Annotated in this window: 22 protein-coding genes; 8 read left to right on the forward strand and 14 right to left on the reverse strand. The window is 59.7% G+C overall.

The annotated features are described in order from the left end of the window. Window positions 1–111: 111 nt before the first annotated feature. The 8 genes from panC to thpR form a co-directional block, all read right to left on the reverse strand. Entirely contained in the window at window positions 112–966 is an 855-nt protein-coding gene (gene panC, locus FCN80_RS01725) for a pantoate--beta-alanine ligase (protein WP_136988157.1), read from the reverse strand. A gap of 17 nt (window positions 967–983) precedes the next feature. Beyond that, window positions 984–1,778 carry a 3-methyl-2-oxobutanoate hydroxymethyltransferase gene (gene panB / locus FCN80_RS01730; RefSeq protein ID WP_136988158.1) on the reverse strand — a complete coding sequence of 265 codons (795 nt, stop codon included), beginning with the start codon at window positions 1,776–1,778 and terminating at the stop codon, window positions 984–986. A 135-nt stretch (window positions 1,779–1,913) separates the two neighbouring features. Continuing rightward, window positions 1,914–2,420, reverse strand: a complete 507-nt coding sequence (folK, locus tag FCN80_RS01735) for a 2-amino-4-hydroxy-6-hydroxymethyldihydropteridine diphosphokinase (RefSeq protein ID WP_136988159.1) — start codon at window positions 2,418–2,420, stop codon at window positions 1,914–1,916. Further along, the gene (gene pcnB, locus FCN80_RS01740) at window positions 2,417–3,847 is read right to left on the reverse strand and encodes a polynucleotide adenylyltransferase PcnB (RefSeq protein WP_136988160.1); all 1,431 of its coding nucleotides are present in this window, start codon (window positions 3,845–3,847) and stop codon (window positions 2,417–2,419) included. The genes folK and pcnB overlap by 4 nt, the downstream gene beginning before the upstream one ends. Before the next feature lie 175 nt (window positions 3,848–4,022). Then, window positions 4,023–4,946 (reverse strand): tRNA glutamyl-Q(34) synthetase GluQRS, encoded by a 924-nt coding sequence (gene gluQRS / locus FCN80_RS01745; protein WP_136988161.1) that lies wholly within the window; start codon window positions 4,944–4,946, stop codon window positions 4,023–4,025. 83 nt (window positions 4,947–5,029) lie between these two features. Further along, window positions 5,030–5,488, reverse strand: a complete 459-nt coding sequence (gene dksA / locus FCN80_RS01750; protein WP_136988162.1) for an RNA polymerase-binding protein DksA — start codon at window positions 5,486–5,488, stop codon at window positions 5,030–5,032. 173 nt (window positions 5,489–5,661) lie between these two features. Further along, window positions 5,662–6,390, reverse strand: coding sequence for a DNA/RNA nuclease SfsA (gene sfsA, locus FCN80_RS01760; RefSeq protein ID WP_136988163.1), 729 nt, complete (start codon window positions 6,388–6,390; stop codon window positions 5,662–5,664). A 21-nt stretch (window positions 6,391–6,411) separates the two neighbouring features. Beyond that, window positions 6,412–6,948 (reverse strand): RNA 2',3'-cyclic phosphodiesterase, encoded by a 537-nt coding sequence (gene thpR, locus FCN80_RS01765; RefSeq protein ID WP_136988164.1) that lies wholly within the window; start codon window positions 6,946–6,948, stop codon window positions 6,412–6,414. A gap of 156 nt (window positions 6,949–7,104) precedes the next feature. On the opposite strand from thpR, the gene hrpB reads away from it, so the two are divergent. From hrpB to fhuC, 3 genes are all read left to right on the forward strand, one after another. Continuing rightward, a complete protein-coding gene (hrpB, locus tag FCN80_RS01770) occupies window positions 7,105–9,546 on the forward strand; it encodes an ATP-dependent helicase HrpB (protein WP_230492425.1) in 2,442 nt (813 codons plus the stop codon). A gap of 84 nt (window positions 9,547–9,630) precedes the next feature. After that, entirely contained in the window at window positions 9,631–12,168 is a 2,538-nt protein-coding gene (gene mrcB / locus FCN80_RS01775; protein WP_136988166.1) for a bifunctional glycosyl transferase/transpeptidase, read from the forward strand. Window positions 12,169–12,324: 156 nt separating this feature from the next. Next, the gene (fhuC, locus tag FCN80_RS01780; RefSeq protein ID WP_136988167.1) at window positions 12,325–13,122 is read left to right on the forward strand and encodes a Fe3+-hydroxamate ABC transporter ATP-binding protein FhuC; all 798 of its coding nucleotides are present in this window, start codon (window positions 12,325–12,327) and stop codon (window positions 13,120–13,122) included. A 51-nt stretch (window positions 13,123–13,173) separates the two neighbouring features. Here fhuC and hemL read toward each other — a convergent pair whose 3' ends face one another. After that, window positions 13,174–14,454, reverse strand: a complete 1,281-nt coding sequence (gene hemL / locus FCN80_RS01785) for a glutamate-1-semialdehyde 2,1-aminomutase (RefSeq protein ID WP_136988168.1) — start codon at window positions 14,452–14,454, stop codon at window positions 13,174–13,176. 246 nt (window positions 14,455–14,700) lie between these two features. Here hemL and clcA point away from each other — a divergent pair, with 246 nt between their 5' ends. Both clcA and erpA read left to right on the forward strand, forming a co-directional pair. Then, window positions 14,701–16,134 carry a H(+)/Cl(-) exchange transporter ClcA gene (gene clcA / locus FCN80_RS01790; protein WP_136988169.1) on the forward strand — a complete coding sequence of 478 codons (1,434 nt, stop codon included), beginning with the start codon at window positions 14,701–14,703 and terminating at the stop codon, window positions 16,132–16,134. Between the two features lie 81 nt (window positions 16,135–16,215). Continuing rightward, a complete protein-coding gene (gene erpA, locus FCN80_RS01795) occupies window positions 16,216–16,560 on the forward strand; it encodes an iron-sulfur cluster insertion protein ErpA (RefSeq protein WP_136988170.1) in 345 nt (114 codons plus the stop codon). A 121-nt stretch (window positions 16,561–16,681) separates the two neighbouring features. Here erpA and FCN80_RS01800 read toward each other — a convergent pair whose 3' ends face one another. Genes FCN80_RS01800 through mtnN form a run of 3 tightly spaced genes read right to left on the reverse strand, consistent with a single transcriptional unit; the run spans window position 16,682 to window position 18,812 of the window. Then, a complete protein-coding gene (locus tag FCN80_RS01800; protein ID WP_230492426.1) occupies window positions 16,682–17,293 on the reverse strand; it encodes a TRIC cation channel family protein in 612 nt (203 codons plus the stop codon). Continuing rightward, window positions 17,293–18,096 (reverse strand): vitamin B12 ABC transporter substrate-binding protein BtuF, encoded by an 804-nt coding sequence (gene btuF, locus FCN80_RS01805; protein ID WP_230492427.1) that lies wholly within the window; start codon window positions 18,094–18,096, stop codon window positions 17,293–17,295. Before btuF ends, FCN80_RS01800 begins: the two co-directional genes overlap by 1 nt. Window positions 18,097–18,110: 14 nt before the next feature. Next, entirely contained in the window at window positions 18,111–18,812 is a 702-nt protein-coding gene (gene mtnN / locus FCN80_RS01810; protein WP_136988173.1) for a 5'-methylthioadenosine/S-adenosylhomocysteine nucleosidase, read from the reverse strand. Window positions 18,813–18,986: 174 nt separating this feature from the next. Between mtnN and dgt the strand changes: the two genes are divergently transcribed. The 3 genes from dgt (at window position 18,987) to FCN80_RS01825 (ending at window position 23,428) form a co-directional block, all read left to right on the forward strand. Continuing rightward, window positions 18,987–20,501: a dGTPase gene (dgt, locus tag FCN80_RS01815; RefSeq protein WP_136988174.1), complete on the forward strand. Its 1,515-nt coding sequence runs from the start codon at window positions 18,987–18,989 to the stop codon at window positions 20,499–20,501. Between the two features lie 164 nt (window positions 20,502–20,665). After that, window positions 20,666–22,093, forward strand: a complete 1,428-nt coding sequence (gene degP / locus FCN80_RS01820; protein WP_136988175.1) for a serine endoprotease DegP — start codon at window positions 20,666–20,668, stop codon at window positions 22,091–22,093. Window positions 22,094–22,270: 177 nt separating this feature from the next. Then, window positions 22,271–23,428: a CdaR family transcriptional regulator gene (locus FCN80_RS01825; protein ID WP_136988176.1), complete on the forward strand. Its 1,158-nt coding sequence runs from the start codon at window positions 22,271–22,273 to the stop codon at window positions 23,426–23,428. A 46-nt stretch (window positions 23,429–23,474) separates the two neighbouring features. On the opposite strand, the gene FCN80_RS01830 is transcribed toward FCN80_RS01825, so the two are convergent. Both FCN80_RS01830 and FCN80_RS01835 read right to left on the reverse strand, forming a co-directional pair. Continuing rightward, the gene (locus FCN80_RS01830; RefSeq protein WP_136988177.1) at window positions 23,475–24,821 is read right to left on the reverse strand and encodes an enolase C-terminal domain-like protein; all 1,347 of its coding nucleotides are present in this window, start codon (window positions 24,819–24,821) and stop codon (window positions 23,475–23,477) included. 51 nt (window positions 24,822–24,872) lie between these two features. Continuing rightward, window positions 24,873–26,210 carry an MFS transporter gene (locus tag FCN80_RS01835; RefSeq protein WP_136988178.1) on the reverse strand — a complete coding sequence of 446 codons (1,338 nt, stop codon included), beginning with the start codon at window positions 26,208–26,210 and terminating at the stop codon, window positions 24,873–24,875. Window positions 26,211–26,265: the final 55 nt, after the last annotated feature.

A 26,265-nucleotide genomic window follows, 5' to 3' on the forward strand; every position in this document is an offset into this window, starting at 1 on the left:
CGTTGAACCTTCGTACTCTCCCGCGCGGGGAATAACCTGACTGCATGGTAGTGTGCCGGCCAGTATTGCCCATCGGCCGGGTACTGTCCATAGCGGTTTTGCCGAACCGGCCTATTGGGACAAATCAACCGTGGCGTTATCGATAAGGCGCGCTTTGCCCAGCCAGGCGGCGACCAGAATGACCGCCCGACGGCTATCGGCGGTGAGCGGCAGCAGGCTGTCGGCATCGCGAATGTCCAGCGTATCCGGGGTCAGCCCTCCCTGGCGCAGGATTTGCGCCGCGTCTTCCGTCACGGATTCGAGATGCCGTTCGCCATTTTTCAGCCGTTCGGCCATCGCCGTCAGCGCCCCATGGAGCCGGGGCGCCAGGCGCCGCTCCTCGGCGCTGAGATAACCATTGCGGGAGCTTAGCGCCAGGCCGTCTTCGGCCCTGACCGTGGGTATGCCGACGATATCGATATCATAGCCCATATCGGCGACCATTTGCCGGATCAGGGCCAGTTGCTGATAGTCCTTCTGGCCGAAGCAGGCCACATCCGGCTGTACCAGATTGAACAGTTTACTGACGATGGTCGCCACGCCGCGGAAATGTCCGGGGCGACTGGCGCCTTCCAGTATGTTGGCGAACCGTGGCACATCCACATAGGTCTGGTCGCCCAACCCCTGAGGATACATCACCGTCGCCGCCGGCGAAAACACCATATCGGCGCCCCGCCGGTTCAGCTTTTCACAATCTTCCTGCAATGTGCGCGGATAGGCCGCCAAATCCTCGGGGCGATCGAACTGCATCGGGTTAACGAAAATACTGACGATAACCCGATCGGCCCGGGCCCGCGCTTCATCCACCAGAGTCAGATGACCTTCGTGAAGGTTGCCCATGGTGGGCACCAGGGCGATACGCTGACCCAACCGGCGCCATTGCCTGATATTATGACGCAATAGCGCCGGGGTCTCGATAATAAGCACGCCATTCTCCTGTAAGTTTAAAAAAAACTGTGTTCTGGACCGGGGTAGCGGCCTTGCTCCACCTCTTCGGCATAGCGCCGCACGGCTGAACGGACATCGCCGCTTTCGGCCAGGAAATCCCGGGCGAATTTGGGCGTGCCCTGGCCGGTAATGCCCAGTGCGTCGTGCATGACCAGAATCTGTCCGTCAGTGACGTTGCCCGCGCCGATGCCGATGACCGGAATGGACAGGGATTCGGTCACCCGGCGGGCCAGCGGCACCGGCACGCATTCCAGCACCAGTAATTGAGCGCCGGCCGCTTCCAGGGCCAGGGCGTCTTCGTACAACCGTTCCGCGCTGTCGCTGTCGCGGCCTTGTACTTTATAGCCGCCGAAGATATTGACCGACTGCGGGGTCAGCCCCAAATGGCCGCATACCGGCACCGCGCGTTCGGTCAAACCATGAACGGTTTCCGCCAGCCACGCGCCGCCTTCCAGTTTGACCATATTGGCGCCGGCCCGCATCAAGACCGCCGCGTTCTCATAGGCTTGCAGCGGGGTGGCGTAGCTCATGAAGGGCAGGTCGGACAGCAATAGGCAGGATGGCGCGCCGCGCCGCACGCAGCGGGTATGGTAGGCGATATCGTCCACCGTGACCGGCAGGGTGGAATCATGGCCCTGTACGGTCATGCCCAGGGAATCCCCCACCAGCATAACTTGAATGCCGGCCTGCTCGAACAGGCGGGCGAAACTGGCGTCATAGGCGGTAATGGAGGCGAATTTGCGCCGTTGCTGCTTCCAGGCGCGCAATTGGGAAACGGTGGTCGTTTTCATCGCAATCTCGGTTGGCAGGGGTCAGTGGTTAAGCTTAAGAATGGCGCATTATATTAAAGGAACCTGCCGGCGGGCGATACCGTCGGCCGCACAAAACGTGTGAAGCCGCGTTCGAAGCCCGCGCCGGCCAGGCGGCTACCAGTAGCGGGCTTGATGCTCATCGTCCCACAGCGTTATGCCGTTGCGCGGCACGCGACGCACCAGGTCGGCCAGGCGATCGCCGTCGGGAAAAACCAGATCCGGCGCCAGCTCCGCCAGCGGGTAGAGCACGAACTCCCGGTTCTTCATATCATAGTGCGGCAGGGTCAGTCGTTCTGTGCGCTGTTGCCGATCGCCAAACAGCAGGATATCCAGATCAAGGGTGCGGGGCCCCCAGCGGTTGGCTTTGCGAACCCGGCCCTGGCGCCGTTCGATGTCCTGGGTATGGTCGAGCAGTGTTTCCGGCGCGAGCCTGGTGTCCAAAGACGCGACCGCATTGAGGAAATCGGGCTGGTCCTGCGGACCTAACGGTCGGCTGCGATAATAGGAGGAACATGCCGTTAACCGCGTTTCCGGGAGGGCGGACAGCGCCTGTAACGCCGCGGCGATTTGTTGCAGCGGCCGCGCCTGATTGCTGCCGAGGGCCAGCCACACCCGGGTCATGCGGTGTCCCGGGACGGGGCGCGGCGTCGCGGCCGGCGAGGCCGGGAATGGGGGACGGCGTCTTCCGGCAATGTGCCCACCAGGGATTTTTGCAGCGCCGGCGCCGCCGCCTGAAAATCCCCCCACCATTGCGTGAGGTGTTGCAATTCCGCGCTGTTTTCCACTTGGGCGCGTAACGCCAGCAAGTCATAGCCGGCGCGGAATTTAGGATGCTCCATCAGCTTGTAGGCCCGCTTGCCCTGCCGGCGCGACAGGCGCAACTGCAATTGCCAGATATCCCGCATCAACGTCGTGAGGCGCTTGGGAATGGCAAGGGATCGGCATTGCTCGTCGAGAATATCGTTCAGGGCCAGGGAAAAGGCGTCGAAATAGGCCAGCCCGCTTTCCTGCGCCAGTTTCTGCGTTTGTTCCATTAGCGGATACCACAGCATGGCGGCGAACAAAAAGGCCGGGTTGATGCGCAAATCCTTGCGGATGCGCGCATCGGTGTTTTTCAGCACCAGCGTGATCATCCGTTCCATGAAGCTGTCGCCTTCCGGGGTGAAGCGGCGGCTAATGAGGGGGAACATCGGCTGAAACAACTGGTATTCGCATAACAGGCGGAAGGTGGGCTCGCCATATCCCGCCTGCAACAGTTTCAGCGATTCCTCGAACAGCCTGGCCGCGGGAATATCGCGCAACAAGGCGGCCAGCCGGGGAATGGGCTCGGCGGTGACCGGATCGATTGTCATATCCAGCTTGGCGGCGAAGCGCACCGCGCGGAGCATCCGTACCGGATCTTCCCGATAACGGGTCTCGGGATCGCCGATTAACCGGATAATGCCCGCTTTCAGATCATGCATGCCGCCGGTATAGTCGCGCACGGTGAAATCGGCCACATTATAATAGAGGCTATTGACGGTGAAATCGCGACGCTGGGCGTCTTCCTCAATGGACCCGAAAATATTGTCGCGCAGCAACATGCCGTTATGGGCCCGCAAAGCGGCCACCGGCGCCTGGCCGCTCTGCGGGGTGTCCTCATCGGCCGACTGGCCGAGGTGGTGGCCGCGAAACGTGGCGACTTCGATGATTTCCGGCCCGAACATCACATGGGCCAAGCGGAAGCGACGTCCCACCAAACGGCAGTTGCGGAACAATTTTCGCATCTGCTCGGGGGTGGCGTTGGTGGTGATATCGAAATCCTTGGGTGTCCTGCCCAGCAGTAGATCGCGCACGCCGCCGCCGACCAGGTAGGCCTCATAACCGGCTTTATTCAAGCGGTAGAGGACTTTCAATGCGTTCTCGCTGATCTCTTTGCGGGAGATGGGGTGCTGGTCGCGCGGGATAATCGTCAAAGGGCGTCTATCCTCTGGTACCGTTTCCGCGCTTTCACGGTTTAACACCTTACGGCAGAAGTTGGCTACACGGGTAAAAATAGTACACCTCAATAATCACTTATACTCATCATACTTCACGTTGCCTTTTTGTTGGCGATGCTTTGTCGGCGATGTCCGCCCAACCCGGTCGCAGAGTCGGTTATGCGCCCAGGGACGCGCCCGCTTGCCGCCGTAATGCCACTTGAAGCCGCTAGAGTATATATTCATTAACATCAAAAACCAGAAGCTAATCATAGCCCGCCCCGCACTTACCGCGAACGGGCGGGCATATGACCGGCTCGACCGCCGACAACAGGGGCACGGCCGACAGGGACCATTGTTCCACCGCCAAGTCTACCATACTCTCCAGGGTTAAATCCCGCCACCCTTGCGCCATCGGTTGATGCAAAAAACGCAGGGCGGCGGCCAGTACCGGGCGGGGATCGCCATCCGGCAATTCGCGGGCGTGGTTTTGCTTGGACAGTTTGGTCCCAAACGGCGTCATGGCGAGCGGCAAATGCGCGAAGCCGGGTTCTTTATAACCCAATTGCCGATAAAGCGCCAATTGGCGCACGGTCGGTTCGATAAGATCCGCGCCCCGCACGATTTCCGTGACGCCTTGGGCGGCATCGTCCACGACCACCGCCAGATTATAGGCCATCAGGCCGTCTCGGCGGCGAATAATAAAGTCTTCCCGCGCCAGTGTCGGGTCGGCCGCGATATCGCCGCGCAGGGCGTCGTGGAAATGCATGACCGGGCAGGTCTGGCGCAGACGAATAGCGGCGTGGTCCGGCGGCAGGGCCAGGTCGCGGCAATGGCCGTCGTAGCGGCCGCCCAGCGCCTGGATGCGGTCGCGGCTGCAACGGCAATAATAACTGAGACCGCGCCGGCGCAAGTCGTCCAACGCGGCGCGATAGGCCTCGTGGCGGCGGGACTGATACCACACGGCGCCGTCCCAGCGCAGGCCGTAATGGTCGAGCTGCCGCAGGATACGGTCGGCGGCGCCGGGAATTTCACGGGGGGGATCGAGATCTTCAATGCGCAACAACCATAAGCCCCGGTTGGCCCGGGCCTGGAGATAGCTGCCCAACGCGGCCACCAGGGAGCCGAAATGCAGGGCGCCGGAAGGCGATGGGGCGAAACGTCCCCGATACTGGCTATGTTCTGACATCGACCAGAATAAACATGCTCATACCGTTACCGCGATGCCGGATTCCGCTCCTTGGCGGGCATCGGGTAATCGTCACGGTTCGTTTAGCCCGCCATCTGCTTTTCGCGGATTTCGGCCAGGGTTTTGCAATCGATGCACAAATCGGCGGTCGGACGCGCTTCCAGACGGCGAATGCCGATTTCCACTCCGCAGGATTCGCAGAAGCCGAAATCGTTGTCCTCCACTTTTTTCAGCGTCTTCTCGATCTTTTTGATCAATTTGCGTTCCCGATCGCGGTTACGCAGTTCCAGGCTGAATTCCTCTTCCTGCGCGGCGCGGTCCACCGGGTCGGGGAAGTTGGCCGCCTCGTCCTGCATATGCGAAACAGTGCGCCCCACCTCGTCCCGCAGCTGGTTGCGCCATGCCTCAAGGATGCGCCTGAAATGCTGGAGCTGAGCAGGATTCATGTACTCCTCGCCCGGCTGCGGCTGATACGGTTCCACCCCGGCGATGGCGAGAATGCTCAAGGAGGATGTCTTACGGTCTTGCCCTTCTTGCTGCATGTTGCTTCTCCTTCATAACACGCACTATCGGTCCCCACGTGGGGAAAAAACAGGCCGCTATAAATAACAGATGCCGCAATGGTTGGCAATTGTTCCTGACGTCCGCTTGACAAGAGTGTGAAGACGGGCGTCCCGACCGGAGTGATAACAGCCGGAAAAACGAGGCAATTTGCCTATTTTCCCTTTATTACCTCCCCGGTGTCAAAAAAAGGTACGGGATGGTGCAATCGCATACCTTCATTGGACAACTGCGCACCATAACAAAGTATTTCTACTCCATTCTGTCGCGCCTGCAATAACATATCGGCATAAAGCGGATCGATGTGCCTGGCGGGCGCCACCCGGGTGATACCCGTGTGCAGCACCGCGAAAAACAGTACGGCTCGATAGCCTGCCTGCGCCATGAATTGCAATTCTCGTAAGTGTTTTTGTCCGCGTAATGTCACCGCGTCCGGGAAATACCCCCATTGCTGTTGTAAAAGCGTAACCGATTTGACTTCAATATAGCAGCTGGCGCGATTTTCCGCTGCCAACAGCCAGTCAATCCTGCTATTCTCCGCGCCATAACGGACCTCGGCCCGGAAAGTATCATAACCCGCCAGCGCCGGAATATCGCCGGTCGCCAGCGCCTCGCCCAACAACAGGTTGGCGCGTAGCGTGTTGATGCCTATCCATTGACCGTCGGCGGTCCGGGTTAGTTCCCAACTATGGGGATATCGGCGTTTGCGGTTGTCGGTGGTGGAATACCAGACCTGATCGCCGGGAACGGCGCAGCCCGTCATGGCGCCGGTGTTGGCGCAGTGCAGCGTGAGGGGCTCGCCTTGCGGCGTGACGACATCGGCCAGGAAACGTTTATAACGTCGTACCAGAACGGCCGGCTGTAAAGGGGGCGTGAATCGCATGGGATTACCGTAACGGGCTTATCATGCGTCGGGCGTCAGCGGCCAGCTTTCCAATGCAAGGTAGCGATGGCGGCCATTGACGTAGACGGATTGGTAAAGATGAAAGGTATGCGCCTCGGTTCGCCAGCCCGGTCCGGCTGGCGGCAACGCGATAGTGGAGAACGCCTGGCGCCAAAGCGTGATATGCGGATGGAAGGGCGTCGGGCTTTGGTAACAGCCGTTGCGGGCGGCCCTGTCGCGCAGCCACTGCGCCAACCGCACTAGCCCGGCCGGCGGCCGGCGCAGACCCAGCCACACCACGCCGGGACGCGGCCAGTGCCCGCAGTCATCCAAAGTGATGTCGAAACCCGGCTGCCGCAGCCGGCCCGCCGCCGCGCGCAGCGCCTGTTCCTTACCGGCGGCGACTTCGCCCAGGAACGCCAGCGTCAGATGCAGATTCTCCGCGGCGACCGGGCGGCCGACGTCCGGTGGAAAATGCCCGGCGCGCCAGGCGACAATGCGCCGGCGAAGATCGTCGGGAAGCGCGATGGCGAAAAACAGTCGCCGGGTGGCGGTCATGGGCGGATTCCTCGTCGAGATTATCGAAAATAGTCATGTCCCGCGCGTTAACGCCGGCGCAACCTGTGTCGCGCGGGTTGTCAAAAATGCTGATCTTTATTCCGTGGATGCTACAATGCCCGATTTCAAATGTTAACCCATTCTATCGGAGATGCCGTGACATCATTACCGGTCGGCGAAGTGACGGAGGCATTGCTCGCCGCCATACGGGACTTCCCCCAGGTATTGTTGCACGCGCCCACCGGCGCCGGCAAATCCACCTGGCTGCCGTTGGAACTGCTTGGCCGTGCTGGGCTGCCGGGGCGCATCATTATGCTTGAGCCGCGCCGCCTGGCCGCGCGGACCATCGCGTTGCGTCTGGCCGAGCAGCTTGGCCAGACGGTGGGCGGGACCGTAGGGTATCGCATGCGCGCCGAAAGCCGCGTCGGCGAAGATACCCGGCTTGAGGTCGTCACCGAAGGGATTTTGACGCGTATGTTGCAGCATGATCCCGAACTGACGGGGGTGTCGCTGGTCATACTCGATGAGTTTCACGAGCGCAGTCTGCAGGCGGATTTGGCCTTGGCGCTACTGCTGGACGTACAGCGAGGATTGCGCGAGGACCTGAAAATTTTGCTGATGTCCGCCACCCTTGATGATAAACGTTTGCTGGCCCTGTTGCCCTCGGCGCCGGTTATCCGCTCCGCCGGCCGCAGTTTCCCGGTGACGAGGGAATACCATCCGTTGCCGGCGCAGGCGCCGTTGGACCAGGCCATCGCCGTCGCCGTTACGCAAATGCTGCAATCGTATGCGGGGTCGTTGCTGCTGTTTTTGCCCGGCGTAAGCGAAATTCTCCGGGTCCGGACCGCGCTGGCGGATCGGGTCGCGGCGGATGTGGATTTATGTCCTCTTTATGGCGCGCTGTCCATCGAGGAGCAGCAGCGGGCCATTCGCCCGGCGTCGCCGGGGCGTCGGAAAGTGGTATTGTCCACGAATATCGCCGAAACCAGCCTGACTATTGATGGCATCCGGCTGGTGGCGGACAGCGGGCTTGAGCGCGTCGGCGAATTCGATCCCCGCAGCGGTTTGGGGCGCTTGCAAACCCAGCGGATAAGCCAGGCGTCCATGGCGCAGCGCGCGGGCCGGGCCGGTCGTCTGGCCCCCGGCGTCTGTTGGCATCTGTTTAGCGGGGCCATCGCCGAACGGTCGCCTGAGTACGCCCAGCCGGAAATCCTGCGTGGTGATCTGGGCGGTTTATGCCTGGAATTGCTACAGTGGGGCTGCGCCGACCCCGGCCAACTTGACTGGCTGGACCCGCCGCCGGCGCCGGCCATGGAAACGGCGCGGGAATTACTACGCCAATTGGGCGCATTGGACGATGCCGGCCGTCTGACCCCAGTGGGGCGCGCCATGGGAGGGGTCGGCAGTGATCCCCGACTGGCGGCCATGTTGTGCCACGCGGCAAACGAGGGTGAAGGCGGGGCCACCGCCGCCTTGCTGACGGCCATTCTGGAGGACCCGCCTCGCGGCGGCTCAACCGATTTGCGCGACCACTTTGACCGTCCTTCGCCGCTCTGGCGCCGCCGCGCCCGGCAATTGGCGAAACGTTTGCCGCCATCGGCCGGGCGGCCGGATATCGGTCAGGCGCAAATGCTGTTGGCGTGGGGATTTCGCGATCGCATCGCCCGGCGCCGGGATGCCTCGGGCCGCTATCAATTGGCCAACGGCCTGGGCGCGGCGCTGGCCGCCGACGATCCGCTTTCCGCCGTCGAGTGGCTGATCGTGCCGGAACTCCAGCAAGTGGGGCAAAGTCCCAATGCCGCCATTCGTCTGGCGATGCCGTTGGATATCGGCGATCTTGCCGCCCGCCGCCCGCAATGGTTTACGTTTTCCACCGCCATGGAATGGGATGCCGGCAAAGGCAGCCTGCGGGTGATCAAACGCGAAAAAATCGGCAATCTGGCGGTGCGCGAATATCCCCAGGCCAAACCTTCCGCCGAGCTGATGCAGCAGGCATTGATTGGCTGGGTAGGCGAGCAGGGGCTGTCGGCGCTCAACTGGAGCGAGGATGCGGAACAGTTGCGCGAGCGTATACTGTGCGCCGGCGAATGGCTGCCGGGGGAGGACTGGCCGGCGGCGGACGATGCCGCCCTGCTGGCCGGGTTGTCTTCATGGCTGTCGCCTTCGTTGTCCGGCGTGTCCGACGCGCGCGCCCTGCGTCAAGTCAATGTGGCGGACGCTTTGCTGCGGTTGCTGGACTGGCGGCAACGCCAGCGGTTGGATAGCGCCTTGCCGAGCCATTACACTGTGCCTACCGGTAGCCGCTTGCCGGTGCGTTACCGCCACGGCGAGCCGCCAATACTGTCGGTGCGCATGCAGGAGATGTTTGGCGAGCAGCGCACGCCAATGCTCGCCGAGGGTCGGGTCGCGCTGGTGCTGGCGCTCTTGTCGCCGGCCCGCCGGCCATTGCAGATTACCAGCGATCTGGCGGCCTTTTGGCAAGGCGCCTATCGTGAAGTGCAAAAAGAAATGAAGGGCCGTTATCCCAAACATGTATGGCCGGACGATCCCGGCCGGGCCGCGCCGACCCGGCACGTCAAAAAGCATCGTCTGGAATGATTTCAGAGGTTTCCTCTATCGCCGGCGACGGCGGAGGAACAGAGTAGGCGGGTTTTCCCGTCGGAAGTATGGAGAGCGACACGAATGTCTGGGGATGACCGCGAACCCATCGGGCGTCACGAAAGACCGTCTGATCGTAAATCGAAACGCAGACCGGCGGCGCGCCGCCGACGGGACGATGATGATCGGGACGACTATCACGATTATAACGACGAAGAGGAGCAGTCAATGCCGCCGCGCAAAGGAAAACCGCGCCCGCCGCGGAAAAAACGACGTCTGACGGGCCTGTTGATTAAGATTTTTCTCTTATTTGCCGTTGTGGTGGTGATCTACGGTTTCTACCTCGACGCCCAGATCCGCAGCCGCATCGAAGGCAAGGTCTGGCAACTGCCGGCGGCGGTTTACGGTCGGATGGTCAATCTCGAGCCGGGCATGCCCATCAATGAAAAAGACATGATCATTTTGCTCGAAGGCATGCAATATCGTCAGGTCAACCGCATCACCCGTCCCGGAGAATTTACGGTGCGGGGCAACAGTATCGATATGCTGCGCCGGCCGTTTGATTTTCCGGACGGCAAGGAAGGGCAGATCCATGCCCGTTTGCTGTTCGATCGCAATAAGCTGCTGCAGATTGTTAATCAGGATAATCAGCGCAGCTTTGGTTTTTTCCGCCTTGATCCCCGGCTGATCACCATGTTGCAGTCGCCCAATGGCGAACAACGGTTGTTCGTGCCCCGTTCCGGTTTTCCCGATCTGCTGGTGGATACGCTGATTGCCACCGAAGACCGCCATTTTTATCAGCATGACGGCATCAGCCTGTCTTCCATCGGCCGGGCGTTGCTGGCGAATATCACCGCCGGGCGGGCGGTCCAGGGCGGCAGTACGCTGACCCAGCAATTGGTGAAGAACCTGTTTTTGACCAATGAACGTTCCTTGTGGCGCAAGATCAACGAAGCCTATATGGCGCTGATCATGGATTACCGTTATAGCAAGGATCGCATTCTCGAACTTTATCTCAACGAGGTGTATCTGGGTCAAAGCGGCAATGATCAGATACGCGGGTTCCCGCTGGCCAGCCTGTATTATTTCGGCCGTCCGGTGGACGAACTCAGTCTGGATCAGCAGGCTCTGCTGGTGGGGATGGTCAAGGGCGCGTCCCTGTACAACCCCTGGCGCAATCCGAAGCTGGCGCTGGAGCGGCGCAATCTGGTATTGCGGTTGTTGCAGGAACAGAAAATCATCGATGAGGATTTGTACAATATGCTGAGCGCCCGCCCGCTGGGCGTGCAGCCCCGCGGCGGCGTGATTACGCCCCAGCCGGCGTTTATGCAATTGGTCCGGCAAGAATTGCAGCAGAAACTGGGCGATAAGATCAATAACCTGTCCGGAGTGAAAATCTTCACCACGCTCGATCCTATCTCCCAAGACGCGGCGGAAAAGGCGGTTGAAACCGGCATACCGGCATTGCGCGCCGGTCGGGGCGTCAAAGATCTTGAGGCCGCGATGGTGGTGGTGGACAGAAACAGCGGTGAAATCCGCGCCATGGTGGGCGGCTCCCAACCACAATTCGCCGGTTTCAACCGGGCGATGGATGCCCGCCGTCCGGTCGGTTCGCTGGCCAAACCCGCCACTTACCTCACCGCGCTGAGCCAACCGGACAAATATCGGCTTAACACCTGGCTGGCCGACGAACCCTTGTCGATCAAATTGCCCAACGGTACGATCTGGTCGCCGAAGAACTTCGAGCGCAATTTCCGCGGACGGGTGATGCTGGTGGATGCGCTGGCCAACTCCCTCAATGTGCCGACCGTCAATCTTGGCATGGCGGTCGGGCTGGATAACATCAGCGCGACGCTACAGCGGCTCGGTATCCCTAAAGACGTGATAAACCCGGTGCCGGCGATGTTGCTGGGCGCTATCAGTCTGACGCCCATGGAAGTGGCGCAGGAATTCCAGGCCATCGCCAGCGGCGGCAATAGAGCGCCTTTATCGGCGGTGCGTTCGGTGATTAGCGAAGACGGCCGGGTGCTTTACCAAAGCTATCCGCAGGCGGAACGGGTGGTGCCCGCCCAGGCGGCCTACCTGACGCTTTACGCCATGCAGCAAGTGGTGGCCCGGGGTACCGCCCGTTCCCTGGCGGTGAAATTCCCCAATTACCATCTGGCCGGGAAAACCGGCACCACCAATGACTTGCGGGACAGCTGGTTTGCCGGGGTGGATGGCCGGGAAGTTGCTATCACCTGGGTCGGGCGCGATAATAATGGTCCGGCCAAGTTAACCGGCGCCAATGGCGCGTTGACGCTCTATCGGCGGTATCTGGAAAATCAGCCGCCGCTGGCGCTGAACCTGACGCCGCCGGAAGGCATCAGTCAGATGTCCATCGATTATGCCGGCAATTTCGTCTGTAACGGCAACGACGCCCTGCGTTCTATCCCGGTCTGGACCGATAATCCGCAAGCGCTCTGCCAGGCCGGCCAGACCGCCGTCGATCAATCGGCGGCCCAGCCGCAGCCCGTTGAACAACCCGCGCAACAGCAACCGCAACCGCAGCAGCAGCAACCTGGACAAAATTCGGAAAACGGCGGGGTGCCGGGCTGGATCAGGGATATGTTCGGCAAGTGAAATAGCGCCGATGGGATAAGCTCTTAGCCTATGCACGTCCCGGCCGCATGATTGGCGGCCGGGACGAATTGTCCTTGCGCGGGCCGGGAAGTTACGCCTATGATTGCTTCTTTGAATAATTATCATTTAGTTTCTCGCGGCAATCACAGTGAGCTTATGCAAGATTCCCAGACAAAAGAGCACGCCACCTTCTCGTTGCGGCAAGTCAGTTTTTCCGTTCCCGGCAGAAAATTGCTGGGACCGCTGTCTTTGACATTTCCTCAGGGCAAAGTTTGCGGCCTGATAGGCCATAACGGTTCGGGAAAATCCACGTTACTGAAAATCCTCGGCCGCCATCATCCGCCAAGCGACGGCGAGGTCACTCTTAATGATAAACCGCTTCACGCCTGGGACAGTAAATCGTTCGCCCGTCAAGTGGCTTACCTGCCCCAGCAATTACCGCCGGCGGAAGGGATGACGGTGCGGGAGTTGGTGGCGTTGGGCCGCTATCCCTGGCATGGCGCGCTAGGCCGCTTTACCGCCGCTGATCGCGAACATGTGGCGGACGCCATCAAGCTGGTCGGCCTGCAACCTTTCGCCTCGCGTCTGGTGGATAGCCTTTCCGGCGGCGAGCGTCAGCGGGCCTGGCTGGCTATGACCATGGCGCAGGATAGCCGCTGCCTGCTGCTGGATGAACCCACCTCGGCCCTGGATATCGCCCACCAGGTGGAGGTGCTGGCGTTGATTAGGGATTTGAGCCGCCGGCGTGGACTGACGGTTATCGCCGTGTTGCATGACATCAATATGGCGGCGCGGTACTGCGATGACATCGCGGCGCTGCGCGGCGGCGAAATTATCGCCCGGGGCGCGCCCGGGGAGTTGATGCGGGGCGATGTGCTGGAAGCAATCTACGGCATCCCCATGGGCATCTTGCCGCATCCCCGCGGCGGCGCGCCGGTCACGTTCGTTTATTGAGCCGCTTTGCGGCCCCGGGGCGGATGTCGCCGCCGGGGAGCGCTGACCGATTTACAGCCGGGCGAAACTGCGTCGCGCGGCATCCAGGGTGCGTTCAATGATCTCGTTGTCATGGGCCAGCGAAACAAAGCCGGATTCAAACGCCGACGGCGCCAGATAGACGCCTTCCGCCAGCATCAGGTGGAAGAACGCCTTGAAGCGTTCGATATCGCAGGCCATGACATCCCGGTAACAGGTGACGGTGGGGGCGTCGGTGAAAAACAGGCCGAACATGCCGCCGACATGGTTGACCACCAGCGGGATATTCGCGCTTTGCGCCGCCGCCAGTAAACCCCGGGCCAGACGATCGGCGATATCGGTCAGCGTCTGGTAAACACCGGGTTGATTGATCTGGTTAAGGCAAGCATATCCGGCGGCCATGGCGATGGGGTTGCCCGATAGGGTGCCGGCCTGGTAGACCGGCCCGGTGGGCGCCAGGGCCTGCATCACCTCGCGCCGACCGCCGAACGCGCCTACCGGCATGCCGCCGCCGATGATTTTACCCAGGCAGGTCAGATCCGGCCACACGCCATAAAAATCCTGCGCGCCGGCCAGGGCCACCCGGAAACCGGTCATGACTTCATCAATAATCAGCAGCGCGCCGAATTGGTCGCACAGGTCGCGCAGTCCCGGCAAAAATTCCGGCAACGGCGGCACGCAATTCATATTGCCCGCCACTGGCTCGACGATAATGCAGGCGATTTCCCGCGGATACAGCTCGAAAACCTGGCGCACGGAATCCAGATCGTTATAGACACAGGTCAGGGTATGTTTGGCGAAGTCCGCCGGTACGCCGGGGGAACTGGGCTGGCCGAGGGTCAGCGCGCCGGAGCCGGCCTTGACCAGCAAACCGTCGGCATGGCCGTGATAACATCCCTCGAACTTGATGATCTTATCGCGGCCGGTATAGCCGCGGGCCAGACGGATGGCGCTCATGGTGGCCTCAGTACCGGAATTGACCATCCTCACCATATCCATTGAGGGGACGAGTTCCGTCACCAGCGCGGCCATTTTCACTTCGATTTCCGTGGGCGCGCCAAAACTCAGGCCGCGTTCCGCCGCCTCGATCACCGCGGCCCGAATGGCGGGATGATTATGTCCCAGCACCATCGGTCCCCAGGAACCGACATAATCGATATAAGCCTTGCCATCGACATCGTACAGCCAGGCGCCGTCCGCCCGCTCAATAAACAGCGGCGTGCCGCCAACGCCATTGAAGGCGCGCACCGGGGAATTCACGCCGCCCGGGATCAATTGCCGCGCCTGTGCGTACAGATTTTCGGAATGGCTCATCTATCGGCTCCTTAATGGAAAAATACGTGATCTCAATAAGTGTAATAAACCGGCCTGCAATAAAACATCCTCGGCGCGCGTTTTTGGCCGAAACCTTTCCGGGCCGCCGGCGAAATCCCGCCGGTATGCCGATAACGGCCGCCCCTTCTGGGAGCGCCATCGGTTTTTTCCGGACATTGCCGCCGAAACCGGGTACTATACACGGCTGGCGGTTTTTGTATAACGATTGTCGGGTTTACTATTCCTATGATTGAGGTTTTTCCTTCCGGCACTTCGGTGCCTACCGGTCGCAAAGCGCGCGGGCGTATGTTCCGGCGATTGTTGTACCGCGACAAGACACCTTTGTTGATCTTGGTGATGGCGGCTATTGTCGGCACTGTGGTGGGCGCGGTTGGGGTCGCGTTCGAAAAGACGGTGGACTGGGTGATAGCCGTTCGGCTTGATGCGCTGTCGTATTTGCCCCACCATTGGCTGATTTTGGTGCCGGCGTCATTTATCGCCTCGGCCCTGCTTGCGGTTTTCGGCTATTTTCTGGTGCGCCGGTTTGCGCCCGAGGCGGGCGGTTCGGGCATCCCGGAAATCGAAGGGGCTCTTGAAGAGCTGCGTCCGGTCCGCTGGTGGCGGGTGATCCCGGTAAAATTCATCGGCGGCATGGGTACCCTTGGCGCCGGCATGGTACTGGGTCGGGAAGGACCGACGGTGCAACTGGGCGGCAATCTCGGACGGATGGTGCTGGACATTTTCCGGCTGCGCGGCGCCGAGGCCCGGCACTCATTGCTGGCCACCGGCGCGGCGGCAGGGCTGACCGCCGCGTTCAACGCCCCGCTGGCGGGCATTCTGTTCATCATCGAAGAGATGCGGCCGCAGTTTCGCTATAACCTGATTTCCATCAAAGCGGTGTTTATCGGCGTCATTATGTCCTGTACCGTTTTTCGCATTTTCAATGGCGAACGGGCGGTGATTGAAGTCGGTAAACTGTCTTACGCCCCGGTGGACACCTTATGGCTTTATTTGCTGCTCGGTCTGTTGTTCGGGCTGGTGGGCGTGGCGTTCAACAAGCTGATTTTCCTGACCCAGGATATGTTTCAGCGATTGCATCAGGGCCGTAACGAGCGGTGGTTGCTTATCGGCGCGCTGGTGGGGGGGATATGCGGCGTCCTGGGGCTGATACGGCCGGAAGCGGCCGGCGGCGGTTTCAATCTGATACCTGAGGCCGCGGCGGGCCACTTTACCGCCGGCGCCTTGTTGTTTATCTTTTTGGCCAGAATGGCGACCACGCTGTTGTGTTTCTGCTCCGGCGCCCCTGGCGGCATCTTTGCGCCGATGCTGGCGCTGGGCACTGTGTTGGGCACGGCTTACGGTACCATCGGCGGCAGTTTATTTCCGGCATACGCCTTGCAGCCGGGGACGTTCGCCATCGCCGGCATGGGCGCGCTGTTCGCCGCCTCGGTGCGGGCGCCCTTGACCGGGATAGTGTTGGTGCTGGAGATGACCGACAATTACCAATTGATCCTGCCCATGATCATCACGTGCCTGGGGGCGACGCTGGTGGCGCAATTCCTGGGCGGCAAACCGTTGTACTCCTCCATTCTGGCCCGGACGCTGGCCCGTCAAAGCCCGCCGGCGCAGGAGGAATCGCACGCCGCGGCAAACAAAATTTCCTCAATGGACAATACTTGAACGTAAAAGCCGACTGACGGATAATTGCCGGATTCAGGCTGTTATGCCTTCAGCCTGCAAGCCTTGGTCGGGAGTGTATCGATGAGTGAAAGTACCGTGCTGCCGCTGGAATTTACCGATTCGGCGGCTAAAAAAGTCAAAAACCTGATCGCGGACGAAGAGAATCCGAACCTGAAACTGCGGGTGTATATCACCGGCGGCGGTTGCAGCGGTTTCCAATACGGATTCACCTTTGACGATAAAATCAGCGAAGATGATTTAACGATTGAGAAACAAGGTGTTGCGCTGGTGGTGGACCCCATGAGCCTGCAATACCTGGTCGGCGGCTCGGTGGACTATACCGAGGGGCTGGAAGGTTCGCGTTTCGTGGTCAACAACCCCAACGCCAAGTCGACGTGCGGTTGCGGCTCGTCGTTCAGCATCTGATTTCCCCGACATTGCGCCCCCGCGGGACGGGGGCAAGGCATTGCGATGCCCGCCCGCGTTTTCCCCGCCGCGGCCTTTGGCCCGCCGTACAGGCCAGGCATTCCGTTACCGGAATCGGCCGTCAATCGTCAAGCTCAAAGGTTGGCAGCTTCAAATGCCAGCGTATGGCCGCCAGACGGATGACCAGTGTGACCGCCATGCCCAATAGCGAGGAATGCTGCGCGTCCGCGTGAAACACATAAAACGCGGTGGTGTGAACGATACCGCCGGCGATGCAGGCGGTGGCGTAGATTTCAGTGCGCAGAATCATGGGAATCTCTCTCGCCAGCACATCCCGCAGTATGCCGCCACCCACCCCGGTAATGACGCCCATGCAGACCGCCACCAGCGGGCCGGTGCCGCTGGCGAATGCCTTGTTGACGCCGATGCCGACAAATACCGCCAGACCGATGGCGTCCAGCACCGGCAGGAGCCATTTCGGCAGCCGCCGAGGCTGTCTGACCACCATGATGGTGATAAAGCAGGTCACCATGGCCACCGTCAGGTCGGTGGGATCGCTCACCCAGAACACCGGGCCATGATTTAGCGCCATATCCCTGATAGTCCCGCCGCCAATGGCGGTGACGACCCCGAGCACCAGGACGCCGAACGGATCCATTCGTAATTTACCCGCCAACAGCACGCCGGAGATCGCAAATACCGCTGTGCCCAAAATATCGAGAACCGACAACATCAATGGCGCCTTGGCGCGGCCAGCGCCCGGCAGAGCTTATCCGCCGCCAGCAAAATACGCGGGCCGGCGCGGCTGAACCAGTCATCATTCAAAGCGATGACCGGCACGGACAGCTGCGGTCCCCAGAACGCCCGCACCTGGGGAATACGGTTGTCGTCGCCCACCGTCACGATAAACTGCGGTTTACGAATAATCACCTGTTCGCGGCTGACCTGCGGCCAGGGCACAGGGCTGTCGGCGAAGATATTGTGCGCATTGCACAATTCCAGCACTTCATTTTGCAGTGTCTGCCGCCCGGCGGTGAACAGCGGCTGGGTGCCGAACTGAATAAAAACCCGCGTCGGCGCATTGGCGGCGTAGCGTTTTTTCAATTCCGCCGCCTGTCGCCGTATTGCCTGCGCCGCCCGGCGGGCCTGCTCCGGATGCGGACTGTCCGCCGCCAGGCTGTCCAGCGCGCGGGCCAGACCCTCGATGCTCACCGGATCGATATACCGCACCGGAATGCCGAAGGACGCCAATTGGTCAAGCTGCCGTTGCGGATTGCCGCCCCGCCAAGCCAGGATCAGGTCCGGTTTCAATGCCAGTATGCGTTCGACATTGATGCCTTGCCAGGAGGCCACCCGCTCCAGTTTACGGGCGGCCGGCGGATAATCGGACCAGGCGCTGGCCGCCACCAGCGTATCGCCCATGCCGGCCGCATAAGCCAGTTCGGTGAGATGGGGCGCCAGGCTTACCACCCGTTGCGCCGCGGGAACGGCGAACGACGCGGCCAACAGACACGCCAACAGGAATAGGCGATGCAACCGCCTTCCGCTCATCAGGCTTTGGCGGCCAACGCGCCCACCATGGTTTCCACCAGGTGGGTGGATTGCTTGGCCGCCACCGCCAGAAACTCGTCGAAGCTAAGGTGCGACGTCTGGTCGGCCACATCCGAGATGGCGCGAACCACCACAAAGGGCGTGGCGAATTGGTGACAGACATGGGCGATGGCGGCCGCCTCCATTTCCACCGCGACGGCCTGGGGGAACAGGGCGCGGATACGGCTAAGCGGCTCCGCGCCGTTGATGAACGCATCGCCGCTGACCACCAGGCCGCGCACCGAGCGCATACCCAGCCGGGCAATGCATTGCTCCGCCAGGGATATCAGATACGGCGCGGCCGGAAAGGCGGCCGGACACATCGCCATCTGACCGGGTTCGTAACCGAAGGGGGTGATATCCACATCATGGTAGCGGGCCTCGGTGGAGAGCACGATATCCCCCACTTGCAGCGAGGGCGCCAGGCCGCCCGCCGAACCGGTATTGATGACAAAATCGGGCTGGTAGTGATCCAGCAGCAGCGTGGTGCCCAGCGCGGCGGAAACTTTGCCGATGCCGGATTTCAGCAATACCACGTCGATGCCGTGCAACCGACCGCTATAAAACTCGCAGCCGGCTTTCTCCCAGACGGTGCGGTCCGTCAACTGGTCGCGCAGCAGCACGACTTCCTGTTCCATCGCGCCGATAATGCCTACTTTCATGTCAGGGTCCTTAAAATGATAACGCAGTGGTCTTCACAAAATGACGAAGAGAACGTCTTTGCCGAATCGCGACATTCTATCATGTCCCGGCGTCGGAAATAATTGCCGCCGTGGTTGCATTTATCGCCAGTTGTGGGTATGACGTTAAGTCTGGCTCAGTTCGGGAGGAACCTGATGTCCGCCATTGATTTCAGCAAGAAATTCAGTTTTCAGCGTCCTTTCGGGCAGCCCGTCGTCGCCGAGGACGAATATGCGATAATCCGCCAATTCGAAAGCGATCGCGGGCGTATCATCAATTCCGCCGCGATTCGGCGCCTACAGCAGAAAACCCAGGTTTTTCCCCTGGAACGCAATGCGGCGGTCCGTTCCCGATTGACCCACTCTCTGGAGGTGCAGCAAGTCGGCCGGCATATCGTCAAAGAAATCTTTCATCAATTGAAAAGCGGCGGCCGTCTGGGAGCGCTGGGGCTGGCGAGGTTCGAGGCCCCCAGCGAAAGTATCGTTGAAATGGCCTGTTTGATGCACGACATCGGCAATCCGCCGTTCGGCCATTTCGGTGAATCCGCAATCAATGACTGGTTTTCGCGGCGCCTGGATCCGACCGGCCCGGACAGCGACGCCCGCAGCAATGACGCCTGCCAGGTAGGCATCCTGCGGTTGCGCGCCGGCGAAACCGAGAACAATGTTCTGCGCGCCCGCATCCGGGCGGACTTGTGCCATTTCGAGGGTAATGCCCAGGCCATCCGTTTGGTGCATAGCTTGTTGAAACTCAATCTGACCTACGCCCAGGTCGGCTGTATTATGAAATACACCCGTCCGGCTTATTGGCAGGGGCCGGTACCGGCGGAATTCAGCTATCTGATGAAAAAACCGGGTTATTACCTGGCCGAGGAGCGTTATATCGCCGCATTGCGCGAGCAATTGTCGCTGGGGGACTGCCATCGGTTTCCCCTGACGTATATTATGGAAGCAGCCGATGATATTTCCTATTGCATCGCTGATCTTGAGGATGCGGTGGAAAAAAAGATATTTACCGTGGAGACATTATATCATCACTTACTTAACGAGTGGGGCGAAGTGGCGCCCGGCGATATTTTTGAAAAAGTTATCGGCCAGGCTTTTAACCGGATCAAGCGCTATCCCGGATCGCGCGGCAGCGATCAGTTTTTTATGTACTTGCGGGTAAACACCGTATCCAGTCTGGTACCCCATGCGGCCAGACGTTTTTTGAACAATTTGCCGGCAATATATAACGGATCTTTTAATCAAGCATTGCTGGAGGATTCCGGGCCTGCCTATCGGCTACTTAAAATATTCAAGGCCACGGCTTTCAAACATGTGTTCAATCATCCCGAAGTGGAGCAACTGGAACTTCAGGGTTATCGGGTAATAAGCGGTTTGCTGGAGATATACAGTCCGCTGCTGGACATGTCGCGACAGGCTTTCAGCGAGCTGGTCGACAAGGATTACCACCGGGACTATCCCATGGCCACCCGGTTGTTCCACAAGCTGTCCACCAAGCACCGTCTGGCCTACGGCGAGGCGGTCGGGACATTGTACCGTTATCCGGACGGCCAACAGTCGATGATGGAGTTTTATTATCGGGCGCGATTAATTCAGGACTATATAAGCGGAATGACGGATCTTTATGCCTGGGATGAATATCGTCGATTAATGGCGGCGGAATGATCGCGGAAATAATGCCGAGTTTTGTAAAGACGGCCAATAATTGCTTACTATTGCCGCTTTTGCAATGAGGAACTTCGTGTTATTCCATAACTCTGACAAAGTGACCTCCTGCTGTAGGTCCGCATCATTATCTGGTAATAGCATTCATAGTCGAGACACGATAGATGAAAAAAATCACTTTAACCCTGAGTGCACTGGCCCTGAGTTTGGGGATGGCGCTAAGTCCGGTTTCCGTTTTCGCGGCGGAAACCGCTTCGACCAGCCAACAGCTTCCCAGCTTGGCGCCCATGCTGGCAAAAGTCATGCCTTCGGTCGTCAGCATTAGCGTTGAGGGCAGCACGGCGGTGAAATCGGCCAGATTGCCCGATCAATTCCAGCAGTTCTTCGGTCAAAATTCGCCGTTTTGCCAAGATGGCTCGCCCTTCCAGGATTCGCCAATGTGCCAGCAAGGCGGCAACGACGAAAATAACCCCGCGCCACGGGAGAAATTCATGGCGTTGGGCGCCGGGGTCATCATTAACGCGGAAAAAGGCTATGTCGTCACCAATAATCATGTGGTAAAAGATGCCAACAAAATCCAAGTCCAACTGTATGACGGCCGTAAATACGACGCCAAAATCATTGGCAAGGATCCCCGCTCGGATCTGGCGCTCATACAATTGAAGGACTTCAAAAATCTGACCGCCATCAAAATGGCCGACTCCGATCAACTGCGGGTCGGCGACTACACCGTGGCCATCGGTAACCCCTACGGCCTGGGCGAAACCGCCACGTCGGGCATTGTCTCGGCCCTGGGACGTAGCGGCCTGAATATCGAAAACTACGAAAACTTTATCCAGACCGACGCGGCCATCAACCGGGGTAACTCCGGCGGGGCGCTGGTTAACCTCAATGGCGAGCTTATCGGCATCAACACCGCGATACTGGCGCCGGATGGCGGTAATATAGGCATCGGCTTCGCCATCCCCAGCAACATGGTCAAAAATCTGACCGCGCAGATGATAGAATATGGTCAGGTGCGACGGGGCGAAATCGGCATCATGGGTACCGAGTTGAGCTCTGAGCTGGCTAAGGCCATGAATGTCAACGCCCAGCGCGGCGCCTTCGTCAGTCAGGTACTGCCCAAATCGGCGGCCGCTAAAGCCGGCGTGAAGGCCGGTGACGTGATCGTCACGTTAAATGGCAAACAAATCAGAAGTTTCGCCTCGTTCCGGGCCGACATCGGCTCCATGCCGGTGGGGACCAAGGTTTCGCTCGGCCTGCTGCGCGACGGCAAACCGCTGACGGTGACGGTGCAGCTTGAACAAAGCACCCAGTCGCAACTGGATTCCTCCAATATCTTCCCCGGCATTGAAGGGGCGGAATTGAGCAACACCCAGATAGGCGACACGAAAGGCGTTAAAGTGGATAACGTCAAGCCCGGCAGTACCGCGGCGCGTATCGGCCTGAAGAAGGGCGATATCATCCTGGGGATCAACCAGCAACCGGTGCAAAATATGGGCGAACTGCGCAAGATTCTGGATACCAAGCCGTCGGTCCTCGCGCTGAACGTCCAGCGCGGCGATACCACGCTTTATCTGCTGGCGCAATGACGCCGTCTTGCCATCTCCTCTCTGCGGCAGCGCCTTCGGGCGCTGTTTTTTTTCACTAAGAATGTGATTTCACCCACAAATCAAACGGGTTAATCCTTGCTTTGTGCCTTTGCACAATGAATGGCGCCTTTACTCGGTTTATGCTAGTGCAAAGTGTGTAAAGAGGCGAAGGACAGGATGGCGACATATCATCTCGATGCGAGATTAGCCCAAGACATCGTGGCAAGGACGATGCAGATTATCGACAGCAATATCAATGTCATGGACGCTCGGGGACGCATTATCGGCAGCGGCGATCAGGAGCGTATCGGCGAATTGCACGAAGGCGCGCTGTTGGCCTTGTCACAGGCGCGGGTGGTGGATATTGACGAAGGGGTGGCCCGCCATCTCCATGGCGTTCGACCCGGCATCAACCTGCCGCTGAAAATCGATGGCACCATTGTCGGGGTCATCGGTCTGACCGGAAATCCCGGCCAGTTGCGTCAATATGGCGAACTGGTGTGCATGACGGCGGAAATGATGCTGGAACAGGCCCGTCTGCTGCATATGCTGGCCCAGGACAGCCGGTTGCGCGAAGAATTGGTATTGAACCTCATCCGGGCCGAGGACGTGACGCCGGCCTTGATAGAATGGGCGCAGCGGCTGGGCATCGACATTAATCAGCCGCGGGTGGCGGCGGTGGTCGAGGTGGACAGCGGCCAGTTCGGCGTGGATAGCGCCATGGCCGAATTACAGCAATTGCAGACGCTACTGACCACGCCGGAACGGGACAATCTCATCGCCATCGTTTCACTGACTGAGATGGTGGTGTTAAAACCGGCGCTTAACAGCCACGGACGTTTCGACGCGGATGAGCACCGACGCCGGGTTGATACGCTGTTTTCCCGCATGACCGAAAGCAGCCAGTTGCGGGTGCGTATCGCGCTGGGCAATTATTTTCCGGGGCCGGGCGGCATTGCCCGCTCCTGGCGCACCGCCCGTACCACCATGGCGGTGGGCAAGCAGCGTTTGCCTGATCAGCGCCGCTATTTCTACCCTGATCTGATGCTGCCGGTGCTGCTCGATAGCTTGCGCGGCGGCTGGCAGGCCGGCGAACTGGTGCGTCCGCTGACAAAGCTCAAGGCCATGGACAATAACGGCCTGCTGCGCCGCACGCTCATCGCCTGGTTTCGGCACAATGTCCAGCCGACGCCCACCGCCAAGGCGCTGTTTATTCACCGCAACACTCTGGAATATCGGCTTAACCGCATATCGGAGATGACCGGGCTGGACCTGGCCAATTTTGATGACCGCCTGTTGTTGTATGTGGCGCTGCAACTGGATGACGAGGTTTGAGCGGGTTGGCGGGGCGAATATCGGGGCGCGTTGCGCCCCGTTTTATTTAACGCACCAGCGCCGGACGTTTTCTATCAAAGGTCCAGCCGGGGATAAGGTACTGCATGGCCGTCGCGTCGTTGCGGGCGCCCGAAGGCATGCGCTTGTACAACGCATGGTGTTTTTCGATCTGCGCCATGTCGATGTCCACGCCCAGTCCCGGCTTGTCGCTAATCGTGATGGCGCCGTCGATGATCTGCAACGGTTCCCGAGTCAACCGCTGGCCTTCCTGCCAGATCCAGTGCGTGTCAAGGGCGGTGGGTTTGCCCGGCGCGGCGGCGCCCACCTGGGTAAACATCGCCAGTGATATGTCAAAATGATTATTGGAATGGCAGCCCCAGGTCAGCCCCCACTCGTCGCATAGCTGGGCAACGCGGATGGCGCCCTGCAACGTCCAGAAATGCGGATCGGCCAAGGGGATGTCGATCGAGTTCAGTTGAACCGCGTGGCTCAACTCACGCCAGTTGGTGGCTATCATATTGGTGGCGACCGGCAGGCCGGTGGCGCGCTTGAATTCCGCCATAACCTCGCGGCCGGAGAACCCCTGTTCGGCGCCGCAAGGGTCTTCGGCATAGGCCAATACGCCCCGCATATCTTTGCACAGCGCGATAGCCTCGCGAAGCGACCAGGCGCCATTCGGGTCGATAGTGATCCTGGCGTCGGGGAAGCGTTTGGCCAAAGCGCTCACGGTGGCGATTTCCTGTTCCCCGGCCAAAACCCCGCCTTTAAGCTTGAAGTCCTTGAATCCGTAGCGATCCTGCGCCGCTTCCGCCTGACGCACCACCGCCTCCGGCGTCAGCGCGGTTTCCCGGCGCACCCGGTACCAGTCATGGGCCGCCTGCGCCGGGGCGGTTTCATAGGACAGATCGGTACGGGCGCTATCGCCGACGAAAAACAGGTAGCCCAATACCGGCACGCTATCGCGCTGTTTGCCCGGCCCCAATAATTCCGCCACCGGCACGCCGAGGTGCTGGCCCATCAAATCCAACAGCGCCGCTTCCAGCGCGGCGACCGCGTTGACCCGCAACTCAAACGTCCAGGCGCCTTGGCCGAAAGACTCGAAATCCTGTCCCATATGGCCAGTATGTACGTCATATACCATCCGATTCAAAGTGGCGAGCGGCTGGTTGACGACCCGTTGTCTGGCATCCAGTAGGGTATTGAGGATAACGTCGCCGCCCGGCGCTTCGCCGACGCCGGTATGGCCGGCGTTATCGGTCAGGATCACGATATTGCGGGTAAAAAACGGACCGTGGGCGCCGCCGATGTTCATCAACATGCTGTCCTGGCCGGCTACCGGCACCACTTTCATATCGATGATTTTTGGCGCACCGGAAAAATCACTCTTATCCATGGTTACTTCCTCATATTTCAGGCCGCCTTGCGGCGGTCATGGCAAAACCGCTTATGCCGACAGCTGCTTGAGTTCCAGGCGCTGAATTTTTCCGACGATAAACAGATAACTGAGTATGACAACCAGACCGTTGGCCGCCACATAAATCAGGGCGCCGTTGAACGAACCGGTTTTATTCAGGATATAACCGATAACGATAGGCGTAACGATGGCGCCGATTTGCGTCACCAGATTCAATACGCCGCCGCTCAGGCCGACGATGGCTTTCGGCGCCGTGTCGGCGTTCACTGTCCAGCCCAGCGCGCCGATACCTTTGCCGAAGAAGGCGAGGGACATGGCGGCCACGACGACCACATCGGAGGTGGTGTAGTTACAGATAACCATACTGGTGCACATCAGCATACCCAAGATGATGGGCGTCTTGCGGGCCACCGACAGGGAATAGCCTTTGTTGAGCAGGTAATCGGAAAATATTCCCCCCAGAATCCCGCCGATACAACCGCAAATCGCCGGCAACGCCGCCACGAAACCGGCTTGCAGGATGGACATCCCACGGCCCTTGACCAGGTAAATCGGGAACCAGGACAGGAAAAACCAGGTAATGGCGTTAACGCAGTAATTGGCCAGATAAATGCCGAGCATCATCCGACTAGAAAACAGTTGCTTGACGTAGCTCATCTGCGAACCGGTGTGGCTTTTCTGCCGGGCCGGCTGGTTATCCATATCCACCAGGCCGCCGCCCTTGCGGATGTAATCCACCTCCGCCTTGCTTACGCGCGGGTGGTCAAGCGGGCTGTACATGGTTTTGAACCATACCGCGCCAAGTATGCCCCCCACGATGCCCATTACGATAAAGACGTACTCCCAACTGATTTCCTGCGTGATCCAACCCAACAAGGGATTAAAAATCACCAGGGCGGCATATTGCGAAATGTTGAAAATCGCCGAGGCCGTACCGCGCTCCCTGATGGGAAACCAGGCGGATACGATGCGGCTGTTGGCCGGCATGACTGGCGCTTCCGAAAAACCCACCATAAAGCGTAGAATAAACAGCATCAACGCGGCGGAGGCGAAAAAATGTACAAATCCCTGCGTGAAAGTAAAGATTGACCAAATAATGACAGCGCTACCATAAATGATTTTAGAACCGAAGCGATCCAAAAGCCAACCGCCCGGCAATTGCGCCAAGGTATAAGCCCAGCCGAACGCGGAAAAGACATAGCCCATTTCCAACGGATTCAATCCCAGATCGGCGGCGACATGGGGACCGGCGATGGATAAGGTCGAACGGTCCGCATAATTGACGGTACTGATAATAAATAAAATTGCCAGAATCCAGAACCTGGAGTGGGTTTTCCGGGCGGCAACGGTAAGCGTATTTTCAGCCATGATTCCTCTCCCCTTGACGGGTATAGGTGATTTTTATTATGTTCGCGCCTCACGG

It is taken from the genome of Martelella alba (assembly GCF_005217455.1).
Classification (GTDB): Bacteria; Pseudomonadota; Gammaproteobacteria; order Enterobacterales; family Enterobacteriaceae; genus Acerihabitans.

Excerpts from the sequence above, each read along its gene's own strand:
- panB (WP_136988158.1), bottom strand. The coding sequence starts at position 1,778 with ATGAAAACGACCACCGTTTCCCAATTGCGCGCCTGGAAGCAGCAACGG.
- FCN80_RS01800 (WP_230492426.1), bottom strand. The coding sequence starts at position 17,293 with ATGTTGTCGGTTCTCGATATTTTGGGCACAGCGGTATTTGCGATCTCC.
- FCN80_RS01830 (WP_136988177.1), bottom strand. The coding sequence starts at position 24,821 with ATGGATAAGAGTGATTTTTCCGGTGCGCCAAAAATCATCGATATGAAA.
- thpR (WP_136988164.1), bottom strand. The coding sequence starts at position 6,948 with ATGACCGCCACCCGGCGACTGTTTTTCGCCATCGCGCTTCCCGACGAT.
- mtnN (WP_136988173.1), bottom strand. The coding sequence starts at position 18,812 with ATGAAAGTAGGCATTATCGGCGCGATGGAACAGGAAGTCGTGCTGCTG.
- degP (WP_136988175.1), top strand. The coding sequence starts at position 20,666 with ATGAAAAAAATCACTTTAACCCTGAGTGCACTGGCCCTGAGTTTGGGG.
- clcA (WP_136988169.1), top strand. The coding sequence starts at position 14,701 with ATGATTGAGGTTTTTCCTTCCGGCACTTCGGTGCCTACCGGTCGCAAA.
- FCN80_RS01835 (WP_136988178.1), bottom strand. The coding sequence starts at position 26,210 with ATGGCTGAAAATACGCTTACCGTTGCCGCCCGGAAAACCCACTCCAGG.
- fhuC (WP_136988167.1), top strand. The coding sequence starts at position 12,325 with ATGCAAGATTCCCAGACAAAAGAGCACGCCACCTTCTCGTTGCGGCAA.
- erpA (WP_136988170.1), top strand. The coding sequence starts at position 16,216 with ATGAGTGAAAGTACCGTGCTGCCGCTGGAATTTACCGATTCGGCGGCT.
- sfsA (WP_136988163.1), bottom strand. The coding sequence starts at position 6,390 with ATGCGATTCACGCCCCCTTTACAGCCGGCCGTTCTGGTACGACGTTAT.
- dksA (WP_136988162.1), bottom strand. The coding sequence starts at position 5,488 with ATGCAGCAAGAAGGGCAAGACCGTAAGACATCCTCCTTGAGCATTCTC.
- hemL (WP_136988168.1), bottom strand. The coding sequence starts at position 14,454 with ATGAGCCATTCCGAAAATCTGTACGCACAGGCGCGGCAATTGATCCCG.
- FCN80_RS01825 (WP_136988176.1), top strand. The coding sequence starts at position 22,271 with ATGGCGACATATCATCTCGATGCGAGATTAGCCCAAGACATCGTGGCA.
- folK (WP_136988159.1), bottom strand. The coding sequence starts at position 2,420 with ATGACCCGGGTGTGGCTGGCCCTCGGCAGCAATCAGGCGCGGCCGCTG.
- gluQRS (WP_136988161.1), bottom strand. The coding sequence starts at position 4,946 with ATGTCAGAACATAGCCAGTATCGGGGACGTTTCGCCCCATCGCCTTCC.
- dgt (WP_136988174.1), top strand. The coding sequence starts at position 18,987 with ATGTCCGCCATTGATTTCAGCAAGAAATTCAGTTTTCAGCGTCCTTTC.
- mrcB (WP_136988166.1), top strand. The coding sequence starts at position 9,631 with ATGTCTGGGGATGACCGCGAACCCATCGGGCGTCACGAAAGACCGTCT.